This window comes from Metabacillus indicus LMG 22858, from assembly GCF_000708755.2.
Taxonomy (GTDB): domain Bacteria; phylum Bacillota; class Bacilli; order Bacillales; family Bacillaceae; genus Bacillus_P; species Bacillus_P indicus.
Map to the genome: position 1 here is coordinate 805,095 of NZ_JGVU02000002.1, position 20,718 is coordinate 825,812.

A 20,718-nucleotide genomic window follows, 5' to 3' on the forward strand; every position below is an offset into this window, starting at 1 on the left:
AACTGACTCTCAGGAGTCAGTTTTTTTACATGAATTCATAAAACACAATCCGGTTTCCAAATGGATCCCCAACCCTGACTTCACGGGTATTCCATGGCGTCTCTTCAATCCCCGGCCTGGCGTATTTATACTGTTTAGCTGTCAGGCTGGCATGAAGTGCCTCTATATCTGAGACTTCAATTCTCACAGCTGACCCCGGACAGCAGTCCCCATAGTTTTCCGAAAGTTGAAGAAGACAAGCCCCGAAGGATATTTGCATGTAAAGAGGCAGTTCTTCTTCAAAACGGTGCTCCCAGTCCACTTTAAACCCCAGAAATGAGAGATAAAACTCTCTGGCCTTTTCCTCATCAAATATGCGGAAAATAGGAGTTGGACTTTTCATTTCAAATGCTGGATTCAATAGCTTCCTCCCCTTTTTCAATTGACTATTTTCACCCGCTAAAGCTATTCATAAGTGAAACTGGTTTGGCGGTTCTTCACTGGTTGATAAGTGCCATAAACAAGAGAGATTCCTCGTTTGATGGTTCCGTTCTGCCTGATAAGTGCCATCAACAACAGAGATTCCTGGTTTGGTGGTTTCTTTTTGCCTGATAAGTGCTATCAACAACAGAGATTCCTGGTTTGGTGGTTCCGTTCTGCCTGATAAGTACCATCAACAACAGAGATTCCTGATTTGGTGGTTTCTTTCTGCCTGATAAGTGCCATCAACAGCAGAGATTCCTCGTTTGCTGGTTCCTTTCTGCCTGATAAGTACCATCAACAGCAGAGATTCCTGGTTTGATTATTCGAAGCTAGTTATGTCCCAGCCCTTTTTATTAACTATATTTCTATTTTTTCACTTTTTTTAAGGACTAGCATGAGAAGTACAATTAATGTTAAGCATCCAATAAAGTACTGCAGAGGCGAAAGTGGATTTGAGCCAACCATGACTGGATAGAAATAACCAGGGAAATTTTCAACTAATTTTGAAAAAAATACGTTGTTAGTGCTCTCCATCACATTGGACATAATATTGTGAAAAAATAGCAGGGACGCTGTCAAAATCCCATAAACTGCACCACTTACGACACCATAAAGTAATAAAAAATATCCGAACAAGAAAAAAGTCAGCACTAGAAGGAACACGTTAGCAGAGAATCCGAGAAGAAAGGAAATCTTCAACTCTCCAGACACCCCAAGTTGTTGTGCAACTAAAAGTAAGGCAATTCCTACTGTCACATATATGAAACTGACCCATAGCGCAATTACGACATTTGCCAGTACATAGTTTTTTCTGTTTAGTTTTGAGTTGTTAATCAATGAGACTGTCTTTGATGAATAGTCTCTGTTAACAAAATAAAGGGGGTGTAATACAGCAGCGAGCATTCCCAACATACAATAAAAGTTTGAGACATGCTTAATGCTAAACGATGCAGCAGTTCCTGTTAGGATGAGATAACTTATGAGTATTGCTGGCCCTAATGCTCCCAATACTCCAACAATCAAATGTCCCCTCTTTACTAACTCACTTAAATTGCAGTTAACATAATTTTTAATATCCAATTCCACGTTCTTCACCCCCAAGTTTTTTCATGTAGACATTGCGAAGCGTTTTCTTTTCACTAGTAAAATCAACTAATTTTAACCCTAATTTATTTAAGAAATGGAAAATATCAGCGTTTTCTGAAGTTGTTTCAATTTCAATTGTTTTTTCACACGAATAAATGATACTACCAAACTTTTGATGTTCAATAAAAGTGGCTAATTCATTAGGATGATCGAAAACTAGTTTTAATATATACTGGGTTTTGTCATTGAATTGCTCTTCTTCAAGAATGTTCCCTTTTTCTAAAAATAAGACACGATTACAGACTCCCTCAATATCTTCTAACTTATGGCTGGATATCAAAACACCCACATTCCGCTCCTCAGCCATTTTTTTCAATTGCTGTAATACTTGGATGGATGTTTCAATATCCATACCATTTGTCGGCTCATCCAGTACCACGTACTTGGGGTTATTCAATAGACTTATAACAATCCCCAACTTTTGCTTCATTCCAAGCGAATATTCCTTTACTTTTTTATTCAATACATCAAATAAATGTAAACTCTTCAAAAGCTCCTCGTATTCACTAAGCTTGAATTTGTTCCCGTAAATTCTCGAAAAATAAGATAAATGTGCTAGCCCAGTCTTATTACTAAACAGCTTAGGTTCCTCAATCAAGTATCCTACGTGATTATTGTCTTTAACTGATCCATCAAATTTTTGAATTGTTTGAGCAATTATCTTCATTAGCGTACTTTTTCCAGCGCCATTATTACCAACTAAACCAACGATTTCCCCTTGTTTGAAATAAAAAGACAACTCATTTAAAGCGACAGTGTCCTTGTATTTCTTGGAAATTGATTGAATATGCACTTAACCATCCCCCTGTTTTTTTCATTAATTTGATATATCTTTCCAGTATCGAACGGCAAGATATACTGCTGAAGCCATGAAAGCGATTGAATATTTAAACAAAAAGAAAATCTGCCACATATAATCTTTCGGAAAAAACATATCGCACAAAATGATTCCACCCAACATGATAAAAGAACTTTTTAAATAAATTTGGTTTGTTCTTTCGTCCTCTTTACCTATTTTGTTTCGAAGGATAAATATAAGCCCTATGCCCACAAACAAAAGCAGAAAACCGCTAACAATCAGTATGTTCCAATTACCATTTGATTGTTCCACCCATGCTTTTAATGGCAAAAAAAGTGTATTTGTTACATAATCAAACATCATTTCCATGATCCCCTTTCTCATAAGTAAAAATTTCGTTTACATCAACATCAAAAAAATCGGCAATCCGGAAAGCGAGCAGCATGGTGGGAACATAATTTCCTTTTTCCATTACAAAGATGGTTTGTTTGGAAACTCCGACTTTCTCTGCTAATTCTTGCTGGGACATTCTTGCAAGTACACGGTACTCGTAAACCTTGTTGGAAATGGAATCTCCAAAATCTTTCTTCATTCTCAACACCTCTTGAGTCAAATTATAAACTTTGTTTTTATAAAAGTAAAGTAAACTTATACAAAATAATAAAATGTTTTTATTTTTTATTTTATTACTTTGATTAAATAAAGGTCACAAAAAAAAGAACCTAACGAAGCATTTTGATTTCGTCAGGTTCAACTTAAGCGATTAATATTTTTTTTCAGTGAATACATCCTATGCCAGTTGCGTTTATTACCCCTTTAGACGTCTGGACTCTCTTTGCTACATTTCCTCAGGGGCCTGTATTCCCAGCAGACGAAGCCCCTCTTTAAGGATAACGGCAGCACAGCAGACAAGTGTCAGCCTTGCTTGTTTTAACTCGTTATCATCCAGAATTCTGACTGAAGCATAATATTTGTTAAATGATCTGGCCAGTTCAATAACGAATTTTGCAAGCAAGGAAGGATCGTATTCCTCCATTGCTCTCTTAATCACTTCCGGAAATGACAGGAATGAAGTAATAATCGGCCAAGCTTCAAGATCTGATATAATGGCCGCATTGTCCGTTTCTGCAAAGCCCCCCTTCTTTAGAAGAGAAATTGCACGCGCATGAGTATATTGAACATAAGGGGCGGTTTCCCCCTCAAATTTCAGCATATCTTCAAAAGAAAATTCAATATCATTTCGACGATAATGTTTCAGGTCCTGAAATATAACTGCCCCGGTCCCTACCTGACGGGCAACTTCTTCCTTATCAGCAAGATCAGGGTTTTTCTTGTTTATTTGATCCAATGCCAGTTTGATGGCGTCGTTCAGCACTTCTTCGAGCAAGATAACTTTTCCTTTTCGAGTAGACATCTTCTTTCCATCTTTTAAGATCATTCCGAAAGGTACATGCTCCATTCCCTGCTTCCACTGAAATCCCATCTTTTGCAGCACAGCGAACAGCTGTTTAAAGTGCAGGCTTTGCTCGTTGCCTACTACGTATAAGGATTTTACAAAGTGATAGGTTTCATGACGGTAAATGGCAGCCGCCAGGTCCCGGGTTGCATAAAGTGTCGTTCCATCCTTCTTCTTAATCAGACATGGCGGAAGATCTTCGAGCGGAACGACCATGGCGCCTTCAGACTCTTCTGAAAGGTTCATGTCTGCAAGCATTTGAACGACATTATCCATCTTGTCATTGTAAAAGGCTTCCCCTTGAAAAGAATCAAATGGGATTCCCATCAACTCGTAGATGCCTGAGAACTCCTTTAAGGATTCTTCACGAAACCATTCCCATAATAGAATGGCCTCTGGATCGGCATCCTCCAATTTTTTGAACCATGCACGAGCTTCATTTTCTAACTCAGGATTCGTTTCTGCTTCTTCATGAAACGTGACATAAAGTTTCAGCAGCTCTTTGATAGGCTGTTCTTTTACTTTCAGTTCATCTCCCCACATTTTGTAAGCGGTTATCAATTTGCCGAATTGCGTTCCCCAGTCGCCTAAATGATTAATTCTTACGGGTAAGTAACCGCATTTTTCCGTGATCAGTGCCAGGGAATGACCGATAACGGTTGAACGCAGATGCCCCATTGAAAAAGGTTTGGCGATATTAGGAGAAGAAAAGTCAATTGTCATGACACCGCCGTTTCCATGCTCCATATCTCCGTAATGGTTCTTTTCAGACACTATTTTTTTCAGCACAAGGGATGATACCACTTGCTTATTAAGGAACACATTTACATATCCGTTCACTGCTTCTGCCTTTTCAAAAAGTGACAGATTCATATTACCGGCAAGTTCACGTGCAATGTGCTGGGGTGATTTTCTTAAAGTTTTTGCAAGATCATAACAGGGGAATGCCAGATCCCCCATATGCTCATATTTTGGCTTTTCAATCATTTGGACCATTTTGTTTTTTTCAAACTGTCCATTCAGCGCCTCAAATAAAATGTCTACAAAATCATTTTTGAAGTTCATACATTCCCTCCTCAAAATAAAAAAAGCTTCCGTCTCTTAAATAGAGACGGAAGCTTTCAATTTCCGCGGTACCACTCTGCTTGTTTTTCCATACAGAAAAACCACTTTACATGAATAACGGGGTCTTAACCCGGCTTTCCCTACTAATTTCAGGCAAGCATCTCAAAAGTCCGGTTCATTACTTGCTTCATGACAGGCTCACACCATCCCTGACTCGCTTACTTTCCGCAAATAATTACTCTCTTTATCAACGATTTTATTTTATATTAATGTATATTATATCCATTCTATTATAAAAAACAATCTTTATTGAAAAAAATTCAAGCTAAGCTGCATCTCTGGATGCTGAGCCAGACCAAAAATGATCAAGCTTCACTTCCTCACTTATTCCCCAGCTGCTCCGCCAAACCGATTAGAAGCCCTTCAGTTCCGCGGATGTAGCAGAGCCGGTAAGATTCCTCGTACTGAACTACTTCCCCTACGAGCTGAGCACCCAGTTTAGTCAGTCTGGATACCATTTCGTCAATGTCTTCTACAGCAAACATGAGACGCAGATAACCAAGGGCATTCACAGGAGAATTCCGGTGATCTGATACAACTGCTGGGTTGAGAAATTGCGAAAGTTCAAGCCGGCTATGGCCATCCGGGGTGACCATTACTGCAATCTCAACACACTGATCACCCAGTCCTGTGACGCGGCCAGCCCATTCACCTTCTACAGTTGCTCTGCCTTCAAGTTTCAGGCCAATCTCTTCAAAAAAAGAGATGACGTCATCGAGGGATTCTACAACGATGCTGACATTGTCCATTCTTAGTAAATTGTTATTTTCCATAGTTTTATCTCCTTATGTAACACAGTTGCTAATAAAGTAAATAACTTCGACTTTCCAGCAAACTATTCCTTCTCTTTGCTTCATCAAATGGTTCGATTCTCTTTAAGCTCAGATAACGGGATAAATAGGTAAGAAGATTTTCATAAAAAACAGCAGGTGCACCTGGTGAATGATTTACGAAATACAGTATCTATTGGAAACGGAAGCAACAGTTCATTGTTCACTGCTTCATTGTATTTCCCTACTCCACATTACTGTGCTTTAAAAAAGCCTGCTCATTTGAAACCTTCTTCAGATCAGCGTATTTCAGGCATATTGCATCAAAAAGAAGGTGGACACATTGATCGAATAATGAACCCAGAGGCTGGACCGTCGGCTGTTCGCCTTCTTTGCGGTACTTAGTGGCTGCGGGTACATGGAGAGACATGAATGCTGTTTCTGCAAGCGGACCTTCTGAATCAGCTGTAACTACCAGAACGAAGCAGCCTAGTTCCTTTGCTTTTTCAGCTGTCCACAGAACGCTTTTCGTTTTGCCTGAACCGGATACCGCAACTAGGATATCATCATCAGACATGCCTGGTGTGATCGTTTCTCCGACAGCATAAACCTCCGCTCCCAGATGCATCAGGCGCATGGCAAACGATTTTGCCATTAGTCCCGAGCGACCTTCTCCTGTGACAAAAATCCGCTTATTATTGTTTAATTCCTCAGCGATGGCGATCAACTCACCATTGTCTATTTTGCCTAATACGGTTTCAATCTCTTTTAAAATCGTGTCCGTTCCGCTCATTGAATTGCCTCCTTTTCAAGAATCAGGGCTCGCAGTTTTTCTGCTGCAAGACCGGGATTTTCTGCTTTTGTAATAGCCGACCCTATGATGAGAATGTCAGGAAGCTCTTTCATCCCCCTGATGGATTCAGGCGTCAGTCCGCCTGCTGCAGCTGTCTTAAGTCTTCCGCCAGTAAAGGTAAGTCTTGTTCCCGTCAGCTCTTGTTCATCCTTGCTCACATGCTCGCAGAAAACCGCATGTTTAAACACAGCAAGTTTTTCCCGCTGTTCTGCCGTGGTGTTCAACAGGTCAATCATTATCTGTTTCCCTCTTTTTTCAGCTTCTTTCACGCATGCTTCCACTGTTTGAATGGGACTTGCCCCCATCACGGTCATTATGTCAGCTCCCGCATCAAAGCACAGACCGCACTCGTATACCGCGTTGTCCATGGTTTTCATGTCCGCCAATACATGCTTGTCCGGAAAAGCTTCCTTCAATTTCTGGACGCTGCTCATGCCAAATTCTTTAATTAGGGACGTTCCAGTCTCCAAAATATCAACATGCGGTGCAGCTTTAGATGCTACTTCTATTGCTTCTTCTATCGTCATTCGGTCTAACGCAAGCTGTATCTTCATTTACACCCTCCTAAACCGGTTTAGTATTTCCGTTTTAAAAAAAGAGAATCATCAGGAAGATTCTCTTACAATTAATTCGCAGTCAAACACTTCTTCGGCAGGGGCAACATGTTCACCATTGATTTTTTTCAGCAGGAGCTCTGCAGCTCTCTGTCCCATTCTGTACCCTGGCTGGTCAATCGTCGTCACCCCTGTTTCAGCCAAATGGGCAAGCGGAATATTATCGAATACGACCAGTGCCGCATCCTTTCCGATCTTCAGCTGATTGTCTTTGAAAAATTCAAGAGTTTCCATAAAAACCAAGTCATTTCCTGCAAACAGCGCGGTCGGGGGATTCTTCAGCGAGAACAGCTTTTTAAGTTCTGTTTTCATCTGCTCTCTTTCTGTATGGATCATAAACTCCTGTTTAAGCGGAATGCCTGCTTCACGAAGGGCTTCTTTGTACCCGCTCAGTCTATCGATCCTTGGACTGATGACAAGGGGCTGGGTTGCGATGGCGATTTCCCTGTGGCCGCCAGAGAGCAGATGCCTGATGGATTCCGCAGCTGCAGCTTCATTTGCCGCCAGCACGTAGTTTGCTTTCAATCCTTCCACTCTGCGGTCCATAAATACGACAGGATAGTTCTCTTTGATCAATTTTTGATACAAATCCAGATTTCTGCCGGTCGGAAAAATGATCAGACCATCCACCTGCTTGGCGTGGAGCACTTCTATGTACTTACGCTCTTTTTCCGGATCATCGTCTGCATTGCAGAGAATGGCGTGTATATCATGTTTATGGCAATAGTCTTCAATTGAACGGCTGACTTCAGTCGACAGCCTGTGCATAATGTTTCCCACGATAATGCCGATCATGGACGTGCGTTTTTGCTTCAGGCTTCTGGCCAGATAATTAGGCTGATAGCCAAGGTCATTAATCGCTGCTTCTATTTTCTTTTTTGTGTCTTCTCCCATATATTCATAGCGCTTGTTGATAAACTGGGAAACCGTGCTTTTCGAAACTCCGGCTTTTCTGGCAACATCCGCCATTGTAATACGTGCCATTTTCATCACTCTTTCAAACATGTCTTCCCCTTCATTCTATCCGATAGATGAGGGGGAATCCACTGCTTTAGCCGATTCAGCCTCCCCTGACTTGCGAGTATTTCTCCGTGTGGCGGGCTTTGTTCACTTCTTCGATAAAGGCTGCAGCTTTTTCTGTCATTTGATAAAGTACCTTATCAGTAAGCTCTGCTTTTGTATTGACAAGTGTGCTCCCCACTCCTACGGCAATGGCGCCTGCTCTGATGTAATCCCCTGTGTTGTGGAGATCAACCCCTCCGGTCGGCATGAGCGGAATATGCGGAAGCGGTCCGGCAATATTTTTCAAGTAGCCTGGTCCGACTGAATCTGCCGGAAACACTTTTATCAGGTCGGCTCCATATTCAAATGCCGTCAAAATCTCTGTTGGTGTAAAGGCTCCGGGCACGCTGATGACTCCGTATCTTTTCGCCATGGCAATCGTTTCTTTTTTGACAGTTGGCGAAAAGATGAATTTTGCACCCGACATAATGGCAGCGCGCGCTGTTTCAGGGTCAAGAACGGTTCCTGCTCCTACAAGCACATCGCTTCCGAAATGAGAAGCTGCTGACTCAATTACGCTGGAAGCTTTCGGTGTTTCCATCGTAATTTCAAGGGCCGTTACCCCTCCTGCTTTCAGAGCACTTCCGATTGATAGAATGGATTCCGGTGTAGCCCCTCTTATGACTGCTACAACTCCGCGTTTTCTGATTTCTGCTGCTCCCATATAATTGGCCTCCTTTTATTATGAAACGTTTAATGCATTGTTTTTCATCTGTTTGTTACCGGACTGTTTTGTTGCCAGAATAGTTAAGATAGCTGAGATGAGCAGCGACCCTGCCATAAAGAGATAAGAAGCTCCAAATCCTCCTGTAGAACCATTCAAATAACCCACGACATATGAACCGACAAATGATCCTAGTGCCCCCATGGAATTAATCAGGGCCATGGCGCCGCCTGCAACATTTCTTGGAAGTATCTCCGGAATAATGGCAAAAAACGGACCGTACGGAGCGTACATGGCTCCTCCTGCTAAAACAAGCAGACCGAAGCTTAGCCAGAAATGATCAGGACCGATTAAATAGGATGCGTAAAAAGCAATCGCTCCAATGAATAGAAATGGCCAGACAAACTCTTTCCTCTTTTGAAGCTTATCTGAGTAATGCGAAGCTAGAAGCATCAGAAGAACGGCCAGCACATAAGGAACAGCCGAAAGCCATCCTGTTTGGACAATGCTCATATTCGGAGCTGCTTTTATGATCGAAGGCAGCCACATCACAAAACCGTATAGTCCGACGCTCCAAAGAGCATATTGTGCAGCCAGTAAAATAACAACTTTTGATTTAAACGCCTCTTTATAGTTTTTAACCGGCTTGATGCCCTGCTGTTCCCGTTCCAAAGCATACTGCAGGTCCGCTTTTTCTTTCGCGCTCAGCCATTTAGCATCTTTTGGATGGTCAAATACGAGTTTCCACCAGAGGAACGCCCAGATGACCGCAGGCAGGCCTTCGATAATAAACATCCATCTCCATCCGTAAGCTTCAAGCAGGTAACCTGAAACAATCGACATCCACAGCACCGTCACAGGATTTCCAAGAATCAGGAACGTATTGGCTCTTGAACGCTCTGCTTTGGTAAACCAGTGACTTAGAAAGACCAGCATAGCAGGCATAACGGCACTTTCAACTACTCCTAGCAAAAAACGGATCGCAAACAAGTAGTTGACATTTGAGACCATTCCGGTCAAGGTGGCAAGAATCCCCCAGCCGATAAGCGACCAGAAGATTAATACCTTGGCACTCTTTTTTTCCGCATAATGCGCGCCGGGCACCTGAAAGAAAAAGTAGCCGAGGAAAAACAGGGAACCGAGCAGAGATGAAATGGCAGGCGTAATCTGCAGATCTTCTGCAAGGCCCCCCGCTGCTCCGAAAGCGTAATTCGCCCTGTCCAGATAAGCAAGGCTGTAAGTAATAAAAACAACGGGTATTAAGCGGATCCATCTTTGCTTTGCAAGCGGCTGATTCATGGAAACGTCCTCCTCAAATAGTCTGATTCATATAGTCAAATAAAGCATGCCTGTCAGGGTAGCCATCATTATCTCCCTGGGACTGAACAGCAAGTGCGCCAATTGCATTTCCCCGCAGAACAGCATCGTGCAGGCTGAGGTTTTCGAGCAGACCGCTGATGAGCCCGACTGCAAAACCGTCTCCCGCACCTACGGTATCGACAACGGCTTCTACCGGGAAGGGACTGACAACCCCTTCTTCTTTAAAGGTTTTGTAATAGGCTCCATCTTCTCCAAGCTTGATGACAACTGCTTTTACACCTTGATTTAAATAAAATGCAGCAATTTCCTCCGGACTGCTCAAACCGGTCAAAACCTTTCCTTCCGCTAAACCGGGAAGGACATAATCTGCTTGAACGGCCATTCTGTTCACGGTTTCAATCATTTCCTCTTCGGAAGCCCATAATGCCGGCCTCAAATTCGGATCAAATGTTATGCTTTTTCCAAGTGTTTTCATGTACCTCTGTGCTTTTTCCGCAAATGAACGGGTATGAGAAGAGACGGCAAGCGGAATGCCTGTCATATGTAAATGCGCCGCACGGCTGAAATAGTCAGGCCTGAAATCTTCTTCGTTCATATAGCTTGCTGCGGAGCCCTTTCTGAAAGACTGAACGAAAGGATCACCCGACAGAACTTTTTCCTTCAGCTGGAACCCTGTCGGATACCGCGAATCTTTAAAAACATGCTCTACATCCACTTTTTCCTCTGCGAGCCTTTTCATAATGTATGTGCCAAATGCATCTTCGCCGACCTTGCTTGCCCATCCGGCATTGAGACCAAGTCTTGCAAGTCCGATCACTACATTCGTTTCTGCGCCTGCAAGCTCTCGTGTAAAGTGCTTTACTTCATCAAGCGGTCCCGTCTCATCAGCCATGAACAGCGCCATCGCTTCACCAAACGTCACAACATCCAATGGTTTCATACCCTCTCACCCTTCCATCTGATTTTCTCTTGCTAAACCGATAAATTCTTTTAATCTTTCGTGGGGCTGTATTGGGAATTCCAGTGCAGCCGGCACAGATTTCCCCGTCCTGTTCTGAAACATCCTCCACCCTGCATGTTTTGCCGCTGACAGTCCGGCTGGGTGAAGCTCTCCATCTCTTAATGCCACTTCTTTTAAATGTAAATAGGAAATGTACTCTCGTAATCTGCTAAATGCTGATTCCGGCTTCTCACCTGTAAAGTGCCAGTTTCCAATGTCAAACGTCATCCTGACTGGAATCTCTATCTTCGAAGCGCTTTCAAAAAAGTTGGCCAGATGCTCAATTTTACCTCCGTGAGGTGTCTGATCATTTTCAATCAGGAGCTGTATCTCTTGATAATCCTTTAAAAATAGATCCAGTTCTGTAAGATCAGAAACTCCGTGTAAATATTCACCGAGAGGGAGTTTCAGCCATTTTGCCCCAACTGCAAGAGCCTCACCGAACACTTTTACTAGTTCATAAGAATTTAAGCGTCCCCCCTCACTCCATACCTCAGACGGCGCAGAGTAAACTGTGAACATAGCTAGACGAGAAAGTTCTTCTTTCAGATGCAACAATGAGTCATTTTCTGAAAGCAGCTCCTTGCGTATCTCAATTCCATCCGCTCCTGCTTCGGCTGCTTTCCGGATAAAATCCAGCTGGCCTCTCTCTAAAACTACTTTTCTGTCAAAAACATTCATTGGAATGATAATCAAGCAGCGATCAGCCTCCTAATTTATTGATAAATCGGTTTAGTAAATCGGTTTAGTGAAAGTATAATCTTTTTGAAAGCGTTTTACAACTACTATTCACAATTTTTTAAAACAATGAATCAGCCGCAACTTATTTTCATCATTTATAAACCTTGAATCCTTCCTGCAATTGTGCAGATTTTCAATATCCTGATAAGTCTTATGGAATTCATGTTAAAATCAGGTAACGATAATATGATTAAGTGCGGACGGTGATCGAAAAGTGGCTAACATTAAAATACGAGTTCAAGATACGATTATAGAAATGGAAGAAAACGAAAGATATTTTATTGAAGTTAAAGATAAGAGCTTTACCGGTTCGATCCTTGAGAATATGAATTTTGAGTTCGGCGGACGCGTATTCTTTTACATCCTCATTGATGCAGAAAACGAAGATTATCAACTAGCAGAAGACGAAATTATAACCATTAAAAAACTTTAAGTTTGCAAGAGTGGAATCATATCCAAAATCTTTACGAAAACAGACTTTCAAAAGTACTGTTTTCACCTAAGAAAGCCTCTGCATGAAGAAATTGAAAAGGGACCGCACAAATGCAGTCCCTTTATTTTATCTATAATATTTTAAGTACTTGGTTTCAAGGTATTTTCCATTTTTATCGTAATAGACGTTTTTTATGTAGTGCCATACCGCATCAAAATCTTCGTAGACCTTATAGTAACCAGCTGAATGATATTTAGTCGTAACATACGTCCAAGTATATCCTCCGCCGCCCGGATCTTCTACCGCCTGAATAGAAACGCTTTCTCTATTTGGGTTAGTTGATGCATTCAGCTGCTTTGCCGATGCGCTCTCGCCCGCAAATCCTGCAGTCAAAATCCCTACTGATAGAAAAGTGACTGTCTTTGCAATCATTTTTTTCATATCTTTCTCCTCCTCTAAAGCATTTTACTTCTTTTTCCAGTTTAATATGTTACTAAATACAATCAAAGGGCATATTATACTATTTTGTATTATTTTTCTATCTCTCTCTTATTTTTCTATTTAAAAACCCAGTCCTTCTAAAGGACTGGGTTTTTAAATAAAATTATGATTTTACTTGCTCACCATTGAAAACTTTAACCTCAGGCGGTGCAGCCAAAAACTGCATCGCTTTTCCAGAAAACACTTTAAAATGCTCGCTGCTGTTATGAAGTTCAACTGCTTCTGCATCCTTCCACAGCTCGATCATTTTGTACGCTCCTGCTGTTTCAGTGTCTTTCATTAAATCATAAGAAATGTTGCCATCCTCTTCTCTTGAAGCTGCAACAAGCGGACGAATTTCGCTTAGAAAGTCAGCTTCCTTTTCAGATAATACCTTAAAACCTGCATGTATAATGATCATTTTTATATCCTCCTCTTTCGTTATTTCCACTCTGTAATTTTTTCAACAGGAAGTCGGACAGACTGATAGCCTTCATCTGCTGCTCTACCAATTGAAATGAGCATAACAGGATAGTAGCGCTCTTTATCGAGTCCGTAAGCTTCTGCAATCTTATCTTTTTCAAAACCACCAATCGGATTTGTATCAAAGCCGTGTGCTCTTGCAGCAAGCATCAGCTGCATGGAAACGAGCCCTGCATCAATTAAGTTCATATCTTTTAGCTGATCAAATGTCATTACCTCAAAAAAGCCTTTTATGGCCGCAACCTGCTGATCGCGTACATCCGCAGGCATAAAGCCTTTTTCCACAGCAGTGCTGTAGATTTCTTCAAGATATTCATCGCTTTTCATATCTGCAAAAACAGCAATTACAGCGGCTGACGTTTCAACTTGTCTCTGATTAAATTTGGCAAGCGGCGCAAGCGTTTCTTTTCCTTCTTTAGTGTCAATGACAACAAAGCGCCATGGCTGAAGGTTAACTGATGACGGAGCAAGTGCTGCTTCTTCAAGAATCTCAGCCATTTCCTCTCTGCTGATTTTAACGGACGGATCATAATTTCTGATGGATCTGCGGCCTCTTACAATTTGCTGGTAGTCATTAATAAGTGTTTGATTCATGATGTATGTTCCTCCCTGATGCTATTCGTTTATTTTTTCAACATTCTCTTTAATGCGGGAAAGCATTCCCAGCAGGACTTTACGTTCATCTTCTGAAAAGTCTGCGAGCACATTTGAGATAAATCGCTGTTTTTCTGAGCGGTATGCAACAATTTTCGATCTTCCTTCTTCGGAAAGACTTACGTAAGTAAATCGCTGATCGTCAGGGTTTTTCCTCCGGACAACCATTCCCTTTTCCTCAAGCTGCTTAAGGTGCCTCGTCACAGCTGCATGATCAATGTGAACAAGCTTTTGCAGAGCCCTCTGACTGATCTCGTCCACTTCATAAAGCTGGTGGAGCAGATCGAGACGGGCCTGGCTGATGCCTGTACAGCGTTCAAACTTGCTCATCGTCTGTTTTGTAATTTCAAAAACCCGGTACAGTATCTCTTCTTCTTCTTTGCAGAAATGAGGCAATCGCATCCTCCACCTTATATAATTGATAAGTCAATCATTGACCTGTCAACTACTATAAACCATCTATTTTCAAAAGTCAAAAGAGAAGATTTTTGTTTTGACTTCATTAAAAATAGCGCTCCGCCAGGGAACGCTCATTAGTTTTTTCCGACTTATACATATAATTTATTTTTGACCTCTTCTCTGAATCTCCTTGTACAAGTTCACAAAAGTTGTACGGCCATTGCGAAGGTTTTCAGGTCCGTCAATTCCAATTGGATAGAGCTCAAGATTCTCCACAATAACATCAGGCGCCCCTACTTGCGGCATTTTATTGATCATGACAAGCGCCTGGGTTGTTCCAGGAGGTGCAGGTGATGCAATCCATACCCACTCTCTGCTTCTTTTATCATTCAGTCTTCCAGCAGGAATCGTTCTGATTAAACCGTGTCCAAGAAGCTTAAATGCCGCATTATAGTATGCTATGGATACACTGATCTGCGGGCTGCTGAAAGCCCCGCCATTTGATAAAGCTGCATTGAGTTCAAAACTTTCCCCCGGAAAAGCTTTAACATATTGAGTAATGAAACTGTTTAATTCCCCGCCAAGCAAACGGACAGCATAGATTCCGCTGCGTTTGGCAATGACCGCATGAAATCCTGTCCATGGTGAAAGGCCGCCTGTTTTAAAGTTGCCGTTTACAATCCGATTATCTGTCACGCTGGTTCCCCCGAATCCATCAAACTTAATTCTTATTAATGTATGTCCATTAACGGGAGTTGACAGTGCGTATGACTACTTGAGTTAGTTGAATAAAAAATAGATATAAAATCTCTGATGAGTTATTAAATCTTGGCAAGAATCCGTGAAACGGAATCGCTATTTTCATCAATCTTCATGTGAGCACACAGCCTTTTATGAACAGCTATGAATTCAGGGGTCATTTCATGAAGGACACAAAGAATTTGCTCTTTTTCTCTCCCCGTGTACCACCACCCATTTAAAAGCAACCGCTGATTTTCCGTAAGCTTACCCCTTGCCCCTTCTATTTTTGCCCAGTCTCCAGGATTATTAGGCGGATATCCCTTTTCCATATACCAGCCGGCAGCAATCGACCATCGCATCATGTCCAAACAGTGTAAAGCATAATAAATTTCATTCCTCATACATCTCCGGTAAGCTTCATGTGCATATGCAAAAAACTTGTTTCTCCAAATGTCAAATTCAGCCTCACTGGCCTTATACTTTAGAGGTTTTGATTGACTGCGAAGATTTTCCAGAAAACACTCATGATCTTTAACTATTTTTATATCTCTCAACCACACAGAAGGAGATAAATCACCGCTCTTGTAATAAAAGGAATCAACTTTAATAAAACAGTCAAAGTGAGCAATACTGTATACTGTCCACGGAAAGTCTTCAAAAAACAAAACATTTCCCCATCTTTCTGCCCGATTCTTTTTATTTTGCCGGTACTGCTCAAACTCGTCATCTTTAACCACAATACGCAGATCGATATCTGAATAGAGGTCTGTGTTTCCGGCTCCTATTGATCCCCCATAAAAGACCGCTGAGACGCTATCATCGAGAAGAAGATCCTGCTCTACTTCTGCCATCAATTCTTCCCGCCATTTTGGCAGATTTGAATCCCTCTCTTCAAATTTCATTATTGACATAGTCATAAAAAAGTACTCCCTCCCATATTATTCTTCCTTTCTGTTTAAGGATTAAACAGCGAGATAAAAACTCATAAGTATACACATTATACCCGCGGTGAGTAAGAGGATGAAAAACAGCCTGCGCCATAATCCGCCGAGGAAATAAAGTCCAAGCAAGAGATAATAAATCCCAGCTATAATTGCTAAAAACAACAAAAATTCAATTTGTTCATTTGGAGGAAGAGGATTTGTCAGGGCTGTCAACGCTGAACCTCCAATTAAGAGGATGCCAAAAAGCATCAATAGGTTCTTCATACTTTGCTCCCTGGATGTATTCATTTTATCAGTCTCCCAGTTTTTAAGTTTGCCAGTGCTGCAAAACTCTTCACTTTTCCAATTATGCAAGATAGGTGGTGTCAGGAACAATCCTTACTGGAAAGAACGGTCTAGATTCATTGAATGCGGTGTAATAATTAGCCGTTCTTAAGTACTTGGCCTTTGAAATACAAATCAAGCTAATGCTTATTTCAGCCTGTCTAAAATCGAGCAGTAAAATTGTTGATATGATAAGAAAAGCATAATAAAAAGCCACTTCAATAGAAGTGACTCTATCGTTTTATGGCGTGTTCCAAAATAGGGTAGAAGCAGTCGGGATTACAACAGCCCATAATAGCACAAACGAATTCCCAACCAGACCCACTATTTTAAGAGATGTTATCTTAGTAAGCAAGGCTGTCATGATTCCGATAATCGGCAGTACTCCTGCTATAATTATGGCTGAATTTGAGAATAAATCTTCGTTAAAAAACCAAGCTGTATACACAAGCATAGAAATTAAAAAAGCCGTAATTGATATGATGCCTGACTTTCTCATATCCATCCCCCTCTCAGGTATAAATCAATTTGTTACCCTTACTTATTTTACCACTTGTTATTTGTTATTAAAATCAAAACAACAGCAATTTTCAAAAAACAGTCTATATAAAACATAAAAGAGCCCGTCACATGGATGGCGGGCTCTTCCTGACTAAAATTCATTCTTTTTCACTTTCAAGCATCTCAATGTAGTGATCCAGCTTCTCTTTGTTCTCCTGAGAAATTTCAGGGAACTGCGGATCTATCTTTTCCAGGCATTTATTCATAACTTCAGAAATGATGTAGCGTGAATACCATTCATCATCTGCAGGGAGTATGTGCCAAGGGGCATATTCCGTTGATGTATGGTTCAGCATGTCTTCAAAAATGTCCTGGTAGCTGTCCCAATGCTTCCGCTCTTCCACATCGCTGAAGGAAAACTCCCAGTTCTTCTTTGGGTTTTTCATCCGCTCGAGGAGTCTTTCCTTCTGTTCTTTTTTCGACATATGAAAGAAGAATTTCACCACTTCAAAGCCATTTTCCGTTAAATAGCGCTCAAAGTCATTGATTTGTCTGTAGCGGACTGCCCATGTTTCTTCTTTCTCCTTCTCATCAGGCACCGATTCTTCTTTAAGCAGATCATGAACTCTCGGAGCTATAACTTCTTCATAGTGGGAACGATTCAGAATCCCGATTTGACCTCTCGCAGGAAGCGCTTTATGGATTCTCCAAAGATAATCATGCTTTTGCTCTGAGTCCGACGGCTTTTGAAAGGAAGTCGTTTTCAGGCCCTGAGCGGTTAAGTTAGAAAAAATGTAGCTGATGGCTTCATCTTTTCCTGCAGCATCCATAGCCTGCAAAACGACGACAATGCCCTTCTTCTCTTCCGCATGAAGGCGCCAGTGCAATTCCTTCAGCCTGTCTATGCTTTCAGGAATAAGCTTCTCCAGCAGTTCTTTTTCTGAGTAATCATGCTTCTCACTCGGTGAGTAATCTCTTAATTTTAATTGTTTATTGCCTTCAATTCTGTATTTGTTTACGTTCATTTTTTCCTCCTAGGTCCGCTGAACAACCATTTCCTGATGCCGCTGAAAAGCTAGCGCATTTTGTGTTCATTCCTCCATCTTTACCCAAGTTCATGAAAGCGTAAACGGGAAACGCAAATGGTATCTCTGCCTCATAACTTTCAATAAGTTTTTGCCTTCTTTATGCCATATGGCGTCCTATGCCAGTTGGCTGCAATCATGCACAAAGCAGCGGCGGATAAACCAAGGCTCAAGTATACATACGTGTAGTTCAAGTCATTCATATACAACCCATAGACTAGCTGCAGCAGCCAGTAGAATGGGTCTGCCATCGCAATATTATGCATGATTTCTCCCTCTAAAAAGAATCCCAGTCCGGGAATCGCCATTAAAAAGACAAGTGTGACAGGTTTTAATATAGCAAGTGCCTGCGTTTCAGTTGATGCGTAAAAAGCCATTGCCATTCCAAGAACGGTCCCAAGCAAAATACCGATTAGGATGATAAGTCCCGCTGTCTCCCAAACAAAAGGCAGTTTTAATAAATAACTGCAGATCACAAAATCAAATAATGTAATGAATGAGGCAATAGTTATTTTGGAAAGAATTGGTACTGACGGATGTACAGGCTGGACATTTTGAAGCTCTGTTGTTTTATTCTTCCGTTCTTCTACCAGACTGAACAAAATGATGATGCCAAAGAAAAGAAAGGACCCATAAAGGTTAAAAGCATACACTTTTTCAAATAGACTGGAACTCAGGCTGTCTGATTCAATAGGTTTTTCTTCAAGGATCCGCTTTGCTTTCTCAACCGCTTCAGCCGGTTCACGGCCGTCTGTAACCAGCTTTCCTTCAATAAAGCCGATCTTGGCATCAATATCGTTTACCTCCTGAATTAAATCTTCCTGAGTAGCTGAAATCAAAACTTGAACTCCATCCGGAATGCGAAATTGATTTTTTTCTTCTTCAAGAACGACAATTTTCGGAGTATCCGAATAGGTTTCTGTGATGCCGGAAGCCCCAAATGCCGTAATGATTGGGAAAAGGACAATAAGCCAAATGAGCATATTTCTTCTTGAAAGCGCAAAATCTTTTCTTATATAAGCTGTAAACCCTGTTTTCATAGCCTGAACCCTCTCTCGAACGTTACTTTTTTAAAAATCAAAAGACTGATAACGTAAAACACTACGGCAAAAATAGTGAGTTCGATATAAGTACCTGCAGAAGGCCCTTCCGGCAAATATAAGGAATAGTATGCCCCAATGAATGGTTCAAATGGGTTAAATGGTACAGGCTTAATATTCCACATCGGCAAAACGAGACGAATCATAACCGCAAATATGAACCCTGTCACAACACTTCCGGCAAGCATGACAACACTTTGTTTTTTAACAATCATCGCCAGGAGCACCCCGCTTGCAATTATAACGATTGAAAGAATGAGGGTTAAAAACAGGAATTGCAGCAAAAACGCGATTTGATTCACTGCAGGTATGAGTGCCAGGAAGGCTGCTGCAACAATAATCATCAAAAGCAAAACATGCTTACTGAAAAAATAGTGTGCGACCGTTCTGCTTGTTCTCATAACTTGAATCATATTTGTCTCCATATCCTCTGAAATCTGCATAGCCGCCATCCAGAATAAGAGGTCAATAAGAATAATGATATAGAAAATTGTTAAAACCGGAAGCCACGATTCAACCCATGAAACTTCCTGAAATCCAAATGCCAGAATGTTGATTCCAAGCGACATTAAAAGGATGTAGCCGAATATCAATGCGACGATATTATTCCGAATAAGCTTAATCCATTCCATTTTCAGCATCACGATTCCCCTTTCAGCCCCCGGCCGACAACCTTGATGAAAATTTCTTCCAGGCTTGCCTCCTGAGTATGAATGCTGTCGAAGTGCCTGCTTTTAATGATTTCGGTCAGTTTCGTCAAATCATCCTCTTTAGAAAAAGTTATCTTCTTTCCGCTTTGTTCAATTGACACAGTCTGCTTGCCAAAACGCTTCTTATAGTTTTCAGGAGTATCGAGTTCAACAATCTTTCCATTATTAAAAAAGGCAATTCTGTCACAAAGTTTTTCTGCTTCATTCATATCATGAGTTGTCAGGAACATGGTGGTGCCTCTTCTATTCATGTCCTTTACCACCTCACGTACATAGGCTGCAATTTCAGGATCCATACCTGATGTCGGCTCATCCATGAACAGGATTTCCGGATTAGTGACAAGCGCTCTTGCCAGAACAAGTCTTGTTTTCATTCCTTTCGAGTACTCGCCTGCTTTTTTATCTTTCGATTTATAGAGATCCATTTTTTTCAGTATGTCATAAACCTCGTCTTTCCCTGTCCCGTACAATCCTGCATGAAAAATCAAGTTCTCATAACCGGTCAATGTCGGGTAAAGGACATCATTTTCAAAAGCAATGCCGATTCTTTTGTAAAAAGAGTGATTTGCTTTTGACATATCCTGTCCCAGAATAAACACTTTTCCAGGCGGAGGTGCAATCAGTCTGGTTAACAATTTTATCGTAGTGGACTTCCCAGCGCCGCTCGGGCCCAGGAAACCAAAAACCTCTCCCTTCTTCACTTGGAATGATAATTGATCTACCGCATTGCTTTTTCTGTCATATGAATAAGTCAATCCTTTTGCTTCAATTGCAAAGGTCATCTCTCCACTCTCCTTTTTGAAACAATTTAACTAATTTGTTTCATTTGTTATAAAATCAGTATAGTACTTT

27 protein-coding genes and 1 other annotated feature are annotated in these 20,718 nt (G+C 41.3%); of the genes, 1 reads left to right on the plus strand and 26 read right to left on the minus strand.

Annotation, left to right across the window (positions count from 1 at the left end; translation table 11 throughout):
* Nucleotides 1–25 precede the first annotated feature (25 nt).
* From AZ46_RS07175 to AZ46_RS22615, 14 genes are all read right to left on the minus strand, one after another.
* Nucleotides 26–382 (minus strand): glyoxalase superfamily protein, encoded by a 357-nt coding sequence (locus tag AZ46_RS07175; RefSeq protein WP_029280618.1) that lies wholly within the window; start codon nt 380–382, stop codon nt 26–28.
* Between the two features lie 437 nt (nt 383–819).
* Nucleotides 820–1,548, minus strand: a complete 729-nt coding sequence (locus tag AZ46_RS07180; RefSeq protein WP_029280616.1) for a hypothetical protein — start codon at nt 1,546–1,548, stop codon at nt 820–822.
* Nucleotides 1,532–2,401: an ABC transporter ATP-binding protein gene (locus AZ46_RS07185; RefSeq protein ID WP_029280614.1), complete on the minus strand. Its 870-nt coding sequence runs from the start codon at nt 2,399–2,401 to the stop codon at nt 1,532–1,534. Before AZ46_RS07185 ends, AZ46_RS07180 begins: the two co-directional genes overlap by 17 nt.
* A 24-nt stretch (nt 2,402–2,425) precedes the next feature.
* A complete protein-coding gene (locus AZ46_RS07190) occupies nt 2,426–2,770 on the minus strand; it encodes a DUF2178 domain-containing protein (protein ID WP_407656364.1) in 345 nt (114 codons plus the stop codon).
* Nucleotides 2,760–2,999, minus strand: coding sequence for a helix-turn-helix transcriptional regulator (locus tag AZ46_RS07195; RefSeq protein ID WP_029280610.1), 240 nt, complete (start codon nt 2,997–2,999; stop codon nt 2,760–2,762). The genes AZ46_RS07190 and AZ46_RS07195 overlap by 11 nt, the downstream gene beginning before the upstream one ends.
* A gap of 246 nt (nt 3,000–3,245) precedes the next feature.
* A complete protein-coding gene (argS, locus tag AZ46_RS07200; protein ID WP_029280608.1) occupies nt 3,246–4,928 on the minus strand; it encodes an arginine--tRNA ligase in 1,683 nt (560 codons plus the stop codon).
* A 39-nt stretch (nt 4,929–4,967) separates the two neighbouring features.
* Nucleotides 4,968–5,188: a binding site (T-box leader), on the minus strand.
* Between the two features lie 120 nt (nt 5,189–5,308).
* Nucleotides 5,309–5,761, minus strand: coding sequence for a VOC family protein (locus tag AZ46_RS07205; protein WP_029280606.1), 453 nt, complete (start codon nt 5,759–5,761; stop codon nt 5,309–5,311).
* Between the two features lie 241 nt (nt 5,762–6,002).
* On the minus strand, nt 6,003–6,551 hold the full coding sequence (hxlB, locus tag AZ46_RS07210) for a 6-phospho-3-hexuloisomerase (protein ID WP_029280605.1): 549 nt from the start codon (nt 6,549–6,551) through the stop codon (nt 6,003–6,005).
* On the minus strand, nt 6,548–7,165 hold the full coding sequence (gene hxlA / locus AZ46_RS07215; RefSeq protein ID WP_029280603.1) for a 3-hexulose-6-phosphate synthase: 618 nt from the start codon (nt 7,163–7,165) through the stop codon (nt 6,548–6,550). The genes hxlB and hxlA overlap by 4 nt, the downstream gene beginning before the upstream one ends.
* Before the next feature lie 51 nt (nt 7,166–7,216).
* Nucleotides 7,217–8,230 carry a LacI family DNA-binding transcriptional regulator gene (locus AZ46_RS07220; protein WP_235728207.1) on the minus strand — a complete coding sequence of 338 codons (1,014 nt, stop codon included), beginning with the start codon at nt 8,228–8,230 and terminating at the stop codon, nt 7,217–7,219.
* A gap of 55 nt (nt 8,231–8,285) precedes the next feature.
* Nucleotides 8,286–8,951 (minus strand): bifunctional 4-hydroxy-2-oxoglutarate aldolase/2-dehydro-3-deoxy-phosphogluconate aldolase, encoded by a 666-nt coding sequence (locus tag AZ46_RS07225; protein ID WP_029280598.1) that lies wholly within the window; start codon nt 8,949–8,951, stop codon nt 8,286–8,288.
* 18 nt (nt 8,952–8,969) lie between these two features.
* Nucleotides 8,970–10,250, minus strand: coding sequence for an MFS transporter (locus AZ46_RS07230; RefSeq protein ID WP_029280596.1), 1,281 nt, complete (start codon nt 10,248–10,250; stop codon nt 8,970–8,972).
* Between the two features lie 13 nt (nt 10,251–10,263).
* Nucleotides 10,264–11,211, minus strand: a complete 948-nt coding sequence (locus tag AZ46_RS21880; RefSeq protein ID WP_029280595.1) for a sugar kinase — start codon at nt 11,209–11,211, stop codon at nt 10,264–10,266.
* Between the two features lie 6 nt (nt 11,212–11,217).
* On the minus strand, nt 11,218–11,967 hold the full coding sequence (locus AZ46_RS22615) for a sugar phosphate isomerase/epimerase family protein (protein WP_051865331.1): 750 nt from the start codon (nt 11,965–11,967) through the stop codon (nt 11,218–11,220).
* Nucleotides 11,968–12,226: 259 nt separating this feature from the next.
* Between AZ46_RS22615 and AZ46_RS07245 the strand changes: the two genes are divergently transcribed.
* On the plus strand, nt 12,227–12,445 hold the full coding sequence (locus AZ46_RS07245) for a hypothetical protein (RefSeq protein WP_035319148.1): 219 nt from the start codon (nt 12,227–12,229) through the stop codon (nt 12,443–12,445).
* 126 nt (nt 12,446–12,571) lie between these two features.
* On the opposite strand, the gene AZ46_RS07250 is transcribed toward AZ46_RS07245, so the two are convergent.
* The 12 genes from AZ46_RS07250 to AZ46_RS07305 all read right to left on the minus strand — a co-directional run bounded on the left by AZ46_RS07250 (nt 12,572) and on the right by AZ46_RS07305 (nt 20,648).
* Nucleotides 12,572–12,886, minus strand: coding sequence for a hypothetical protein (locus tag AZ46_RS07250; protein WP_029280592.1), 315 nt, complete (start codon nt 12,884–12,886; stop codon nt 12,572–12,574).
* Between the two features lie 163 nt (nt 12,887–13,049).
* On the minus strand, nt 13,050–13,346 hold the full coding sequence (locus tag AZ46_RS07255) for a putative quinol monooxygenase (RefSeq protein WP_029280590.1): 297 nt from the start codon (nt 13,344–13,346) through the stop codon (nt 13,050–13,052).
* 20 nt (nt 13,347–13,366) lie between these two features.
* A complete protein-coding gene (locus AZ46_RS07260) occupies nt 13,367–14,002 on the minus strand; it encodes a nitroreductase family protein (RefSeq protein WP_029280589.1) in 636 nt (211 codons plus the stop codon).
* Nucleotides 14,003–14,023: 21 nt separating this feature from the next.
* On the minus strand, nt 14,024–14,464 hold the full coding sequence (locus tag AZ46_RS07265; protein WP_035206795.1) for a MarR family winged helix-turn-helix transcriptional regulator: 441 nt from the start codon (nt 14,462–14,464) through the stop codon (nt 14,024–14,026).
* A 159-nt stretch (nt 14,465–14,623) separates the two neighbouring features.
* Complete coding sequence (locus AZ46_RS07270) at nt 14,624–15,157, minus strand: NTTRR-F1 domain (RefSeq protein ID WP_029280586.1); 534 nt, start codon at nt 15,155–15,157, stop codon at nt 14,624–14,626.
* 125 nt (nt 15,158–15,282) lie between these two features.
* Complete coding sequence (locus AZ46_RS07275; protein WP_235728208.1) at nt 15,283–16,119, minus strand: hypothetical protein; 837 nt, start codon at nt 16,117–16,119, stop codon at nt 15,283–15,285.
* A 45-nt stretch (nt 16,120–16,164) separates the two neighbouring features.
* Nucleotides 16,165–16,434: a hypothetical protein gene (locus tag AZ46_RS07280; protein ID WP_029280584.1), complete on the minus strand. Its 270-nt coding sequence runs from the start codon at nt 16,432–16,434 to the stop codon at nt 16,165–16,167.
* Between the two features lie 277 nt (nt 16,435–16,711).
* On the minus strand, nt 16,712–16,969 hold the full coding sequence (locus AZ46_RS07285; RefSeq protein WP_029280582.1) for a hypothetical protein: 258 nt from the start codon (nt 16,967–16,969) through the stop codon (nt 16,712–16,714).
* A gap of 160 nt (nt 16,970–17,129) precedes the next feature.
* Entirely contained in the window at nt 17,130–17,996 is an 867-nt protein-coding gene (locus tag AZ46_RS07290; protein ID WP_029280580.1) for a PPK2 family polyphosphate kinase, read from the minus strand.
* A 140-nt stretch (nt 17,997–18,136) separates the two neighbouring features.
* A complete protein-coding gene (locus tag AZ46_RS07295) occupies nt 18,137–19,096 on the minus strand; it encodes an ABC transporter permease (protein ID WP_029280578.1) in 960 nt (319 codons plus the stop codon).
* Entirely contained in the window at nt 19,093–19,797 is a 705-nt protein-coding gene (locus AZ46_RS07300) for a hypothetical protein (RefSeq protein ID WP_029280576.1), read from the minus strand. Before AZ46_RS07300 ends, AZ46_RS07295 begins: the two co-directional genes overlap by 4 nt.
* Nucleotides 19,797–20,648, minus strand: coding sequence for an ABC transporter ATP-binding protein (locus tag AZ46_RS07305; RefSeq protein WP_029280574.1), 852 nt, complete (start codon nt 20,646–20,648; stop codon nt 19,797–19,799). Before AZ46_RS07305 ends, AZ46_RS07300 begins: the two co-directional genes overlap by 1 nt.
* Nucleotides 20,649–20,718: the final 70 nt, after the last annotated feature.

What these genes read in the sequence shown, in the direction of transcription:
- AZ46_RS07175 (WP_029280618.1), bottom strand. Translation starts at nt 382, where the DNA reads ATGAAAAGTCCAACTCCTATTTTCCGCATATTTGATGAGGAAAAGGCC.
- AZ46_RS07190 (WP_407656364.1), bottom strand. Translation starts at nt 2,770, where the DNA reads ATGATGTTTGATTATGTAACAAATACACTTTTTTTGCCATTAAAAGCA.
- AZ46_RS07195 (WP_029280610.1), bottom strand. Translation starts at nt 2,999, where the DNA reads ATGAAGAAAGATTTTGGAGATTCCATTTCCAACAAGGTTTACGAGTAC.
- argS (WP_029280608.1), bottom strand. Translation starts at nt 4,928, where the DNA reads ATGAACTTCAAAAATGATTTTGTAGACATTTTATTTGAGGCGCTGAAT.
- AZ46_RS07205 (WP_029280606.1), bottom strand. Translation starts at nt 5,761, where the DNA reads ATGGAAAATAACAATTTACTAAGAATGGACAATGTCAGCATCGTTGTA.
- hxlB (WP_029280605.1), bottom strand. Translation starts at nt 6,551, where the DNA reads ATGAGCGGAACGGACACGATTTTAAAAGAGATTGAAACCGTATTAGGC.
- hxlA (WP_029280603.1), bottom strand. Translation starts at nt 7,165, where the DNA reads ATGAAGATACAGCTTGCGTTAGACCGAATGACGATAGAAGAAGCAATA.
- AZ46_RS07220 (WP_235728207.1), bottom strand. Translation starts at nt 8,230, where the DNA reads ATGTTTGAAAGAGTGATGAAAATGGCACGTATTACAATGGCGGATGTT.
- AZ46_RS07225 (WP_029280598.1), bottom strand. Translation starts at nt 8,951, where the DNA reads ATGGGAGCAGCAGAAATCAGAAAACGCGGAGTTGTAGCAGTCATAAGA.
- AZ46_RS07230 (WP_029280596.1), bottom strand. Translation starts at nt 10,250, where the DNA reads ATGAATCAGCCGCTTGCAAAGCAAAGATGGATCCGCTTAATACCCGTT.
- AZ46_RS21880 (WP_029280595.1), bottom strand. Translation starts at nt 11,211, where the DNA reads ATGAAACCATTGGATGTTGTGACGTTTGGTGAAGCGATGGCGCTGTTC.
- AZ46_RS07250 (WP_029280592.1), bottom strand. Translation starts at nt 12,886, where the DNA reads ATGAAAAAAATGATTGCAAAGACAGTCACTTTTCTATCAGTAGGGATT.
- AZ46_RS07255 (WP_029280590.1), bottom strand. Translation starts at nt 13,346, where the DNA reads ATGATCATTATACATGCAGGTTTTAAGGTATTATCTGAAAAGGAAGCT.
- AZ46_RS07260 (WP_029280589.1), bottom strand. Translation starts at nt 14,002, where the DNA reads ATGAATCAAACACTTATTAATGACTACCAGCAAATTGTAAGAGGCCGC.
- AZ46_RS07265 (WP_035206795.1), bottom strand. Translation starts at nt 14,464, where the DNA reads ATGCGATTGCCTCATTTCTGCAAAGAAGAAGAAGAGATACTGTACCGG.
- AZ46_RS07275 (WP_235728208.1), bottom strand. Translation starts at nt 16,119, where the DNA reads ATGACTATGTCAATAATGAAATTTGAAGAGAGGGATTCAAATCTGCCA.
- AZ46_RS07280 (WP_029280584.1), bottom strand. Translation starts at nt 16,434, where the DNA reads ATGAATACATCCAGGGAGCAAAGTATGAAGAACCTATTGATGCTTTTT.
- AZ46_RS07285 (WP_029280582.1), bottom strand. Translation starts at nt 16,969, where the DNA reads ATGAGAAAGTCAGGCATCATATCAATTACGGCTTTTTTAATTTCTATG.
- AZ46_RS07290 (WP_029280580.1), bottom strand. Translation starts at nt 17,996, where the DNA reads ATGAACGTAAACAAATACAGAATTGAAGGCAATAAACAATTAAAATTA.
- AZ46_RS07295 (WP_029280578.1), bottom strand. Translation starts at nt 19,096, where the DNA reads ATGAAAACAGGGTTTACAGCTTATATAAGAAAAGATTTTGCGCTTTCA.
- AZ46_RS07300 (WP_029280576.1), bottom strand. Translation starts at nt 19,797, where the DNA reads ATGCTGAAAATGGAATGGATTAAGCTTATTCGGAATAATATCGTCGCA.
- AZ46_RS07305 (WP_029280574.1), bottom strand. Translation starts at nt 20,648, where the DNA reads ATGACCTTTGCAATTGAAGCAAAAGGATTGACTTATTCATATGACAGA.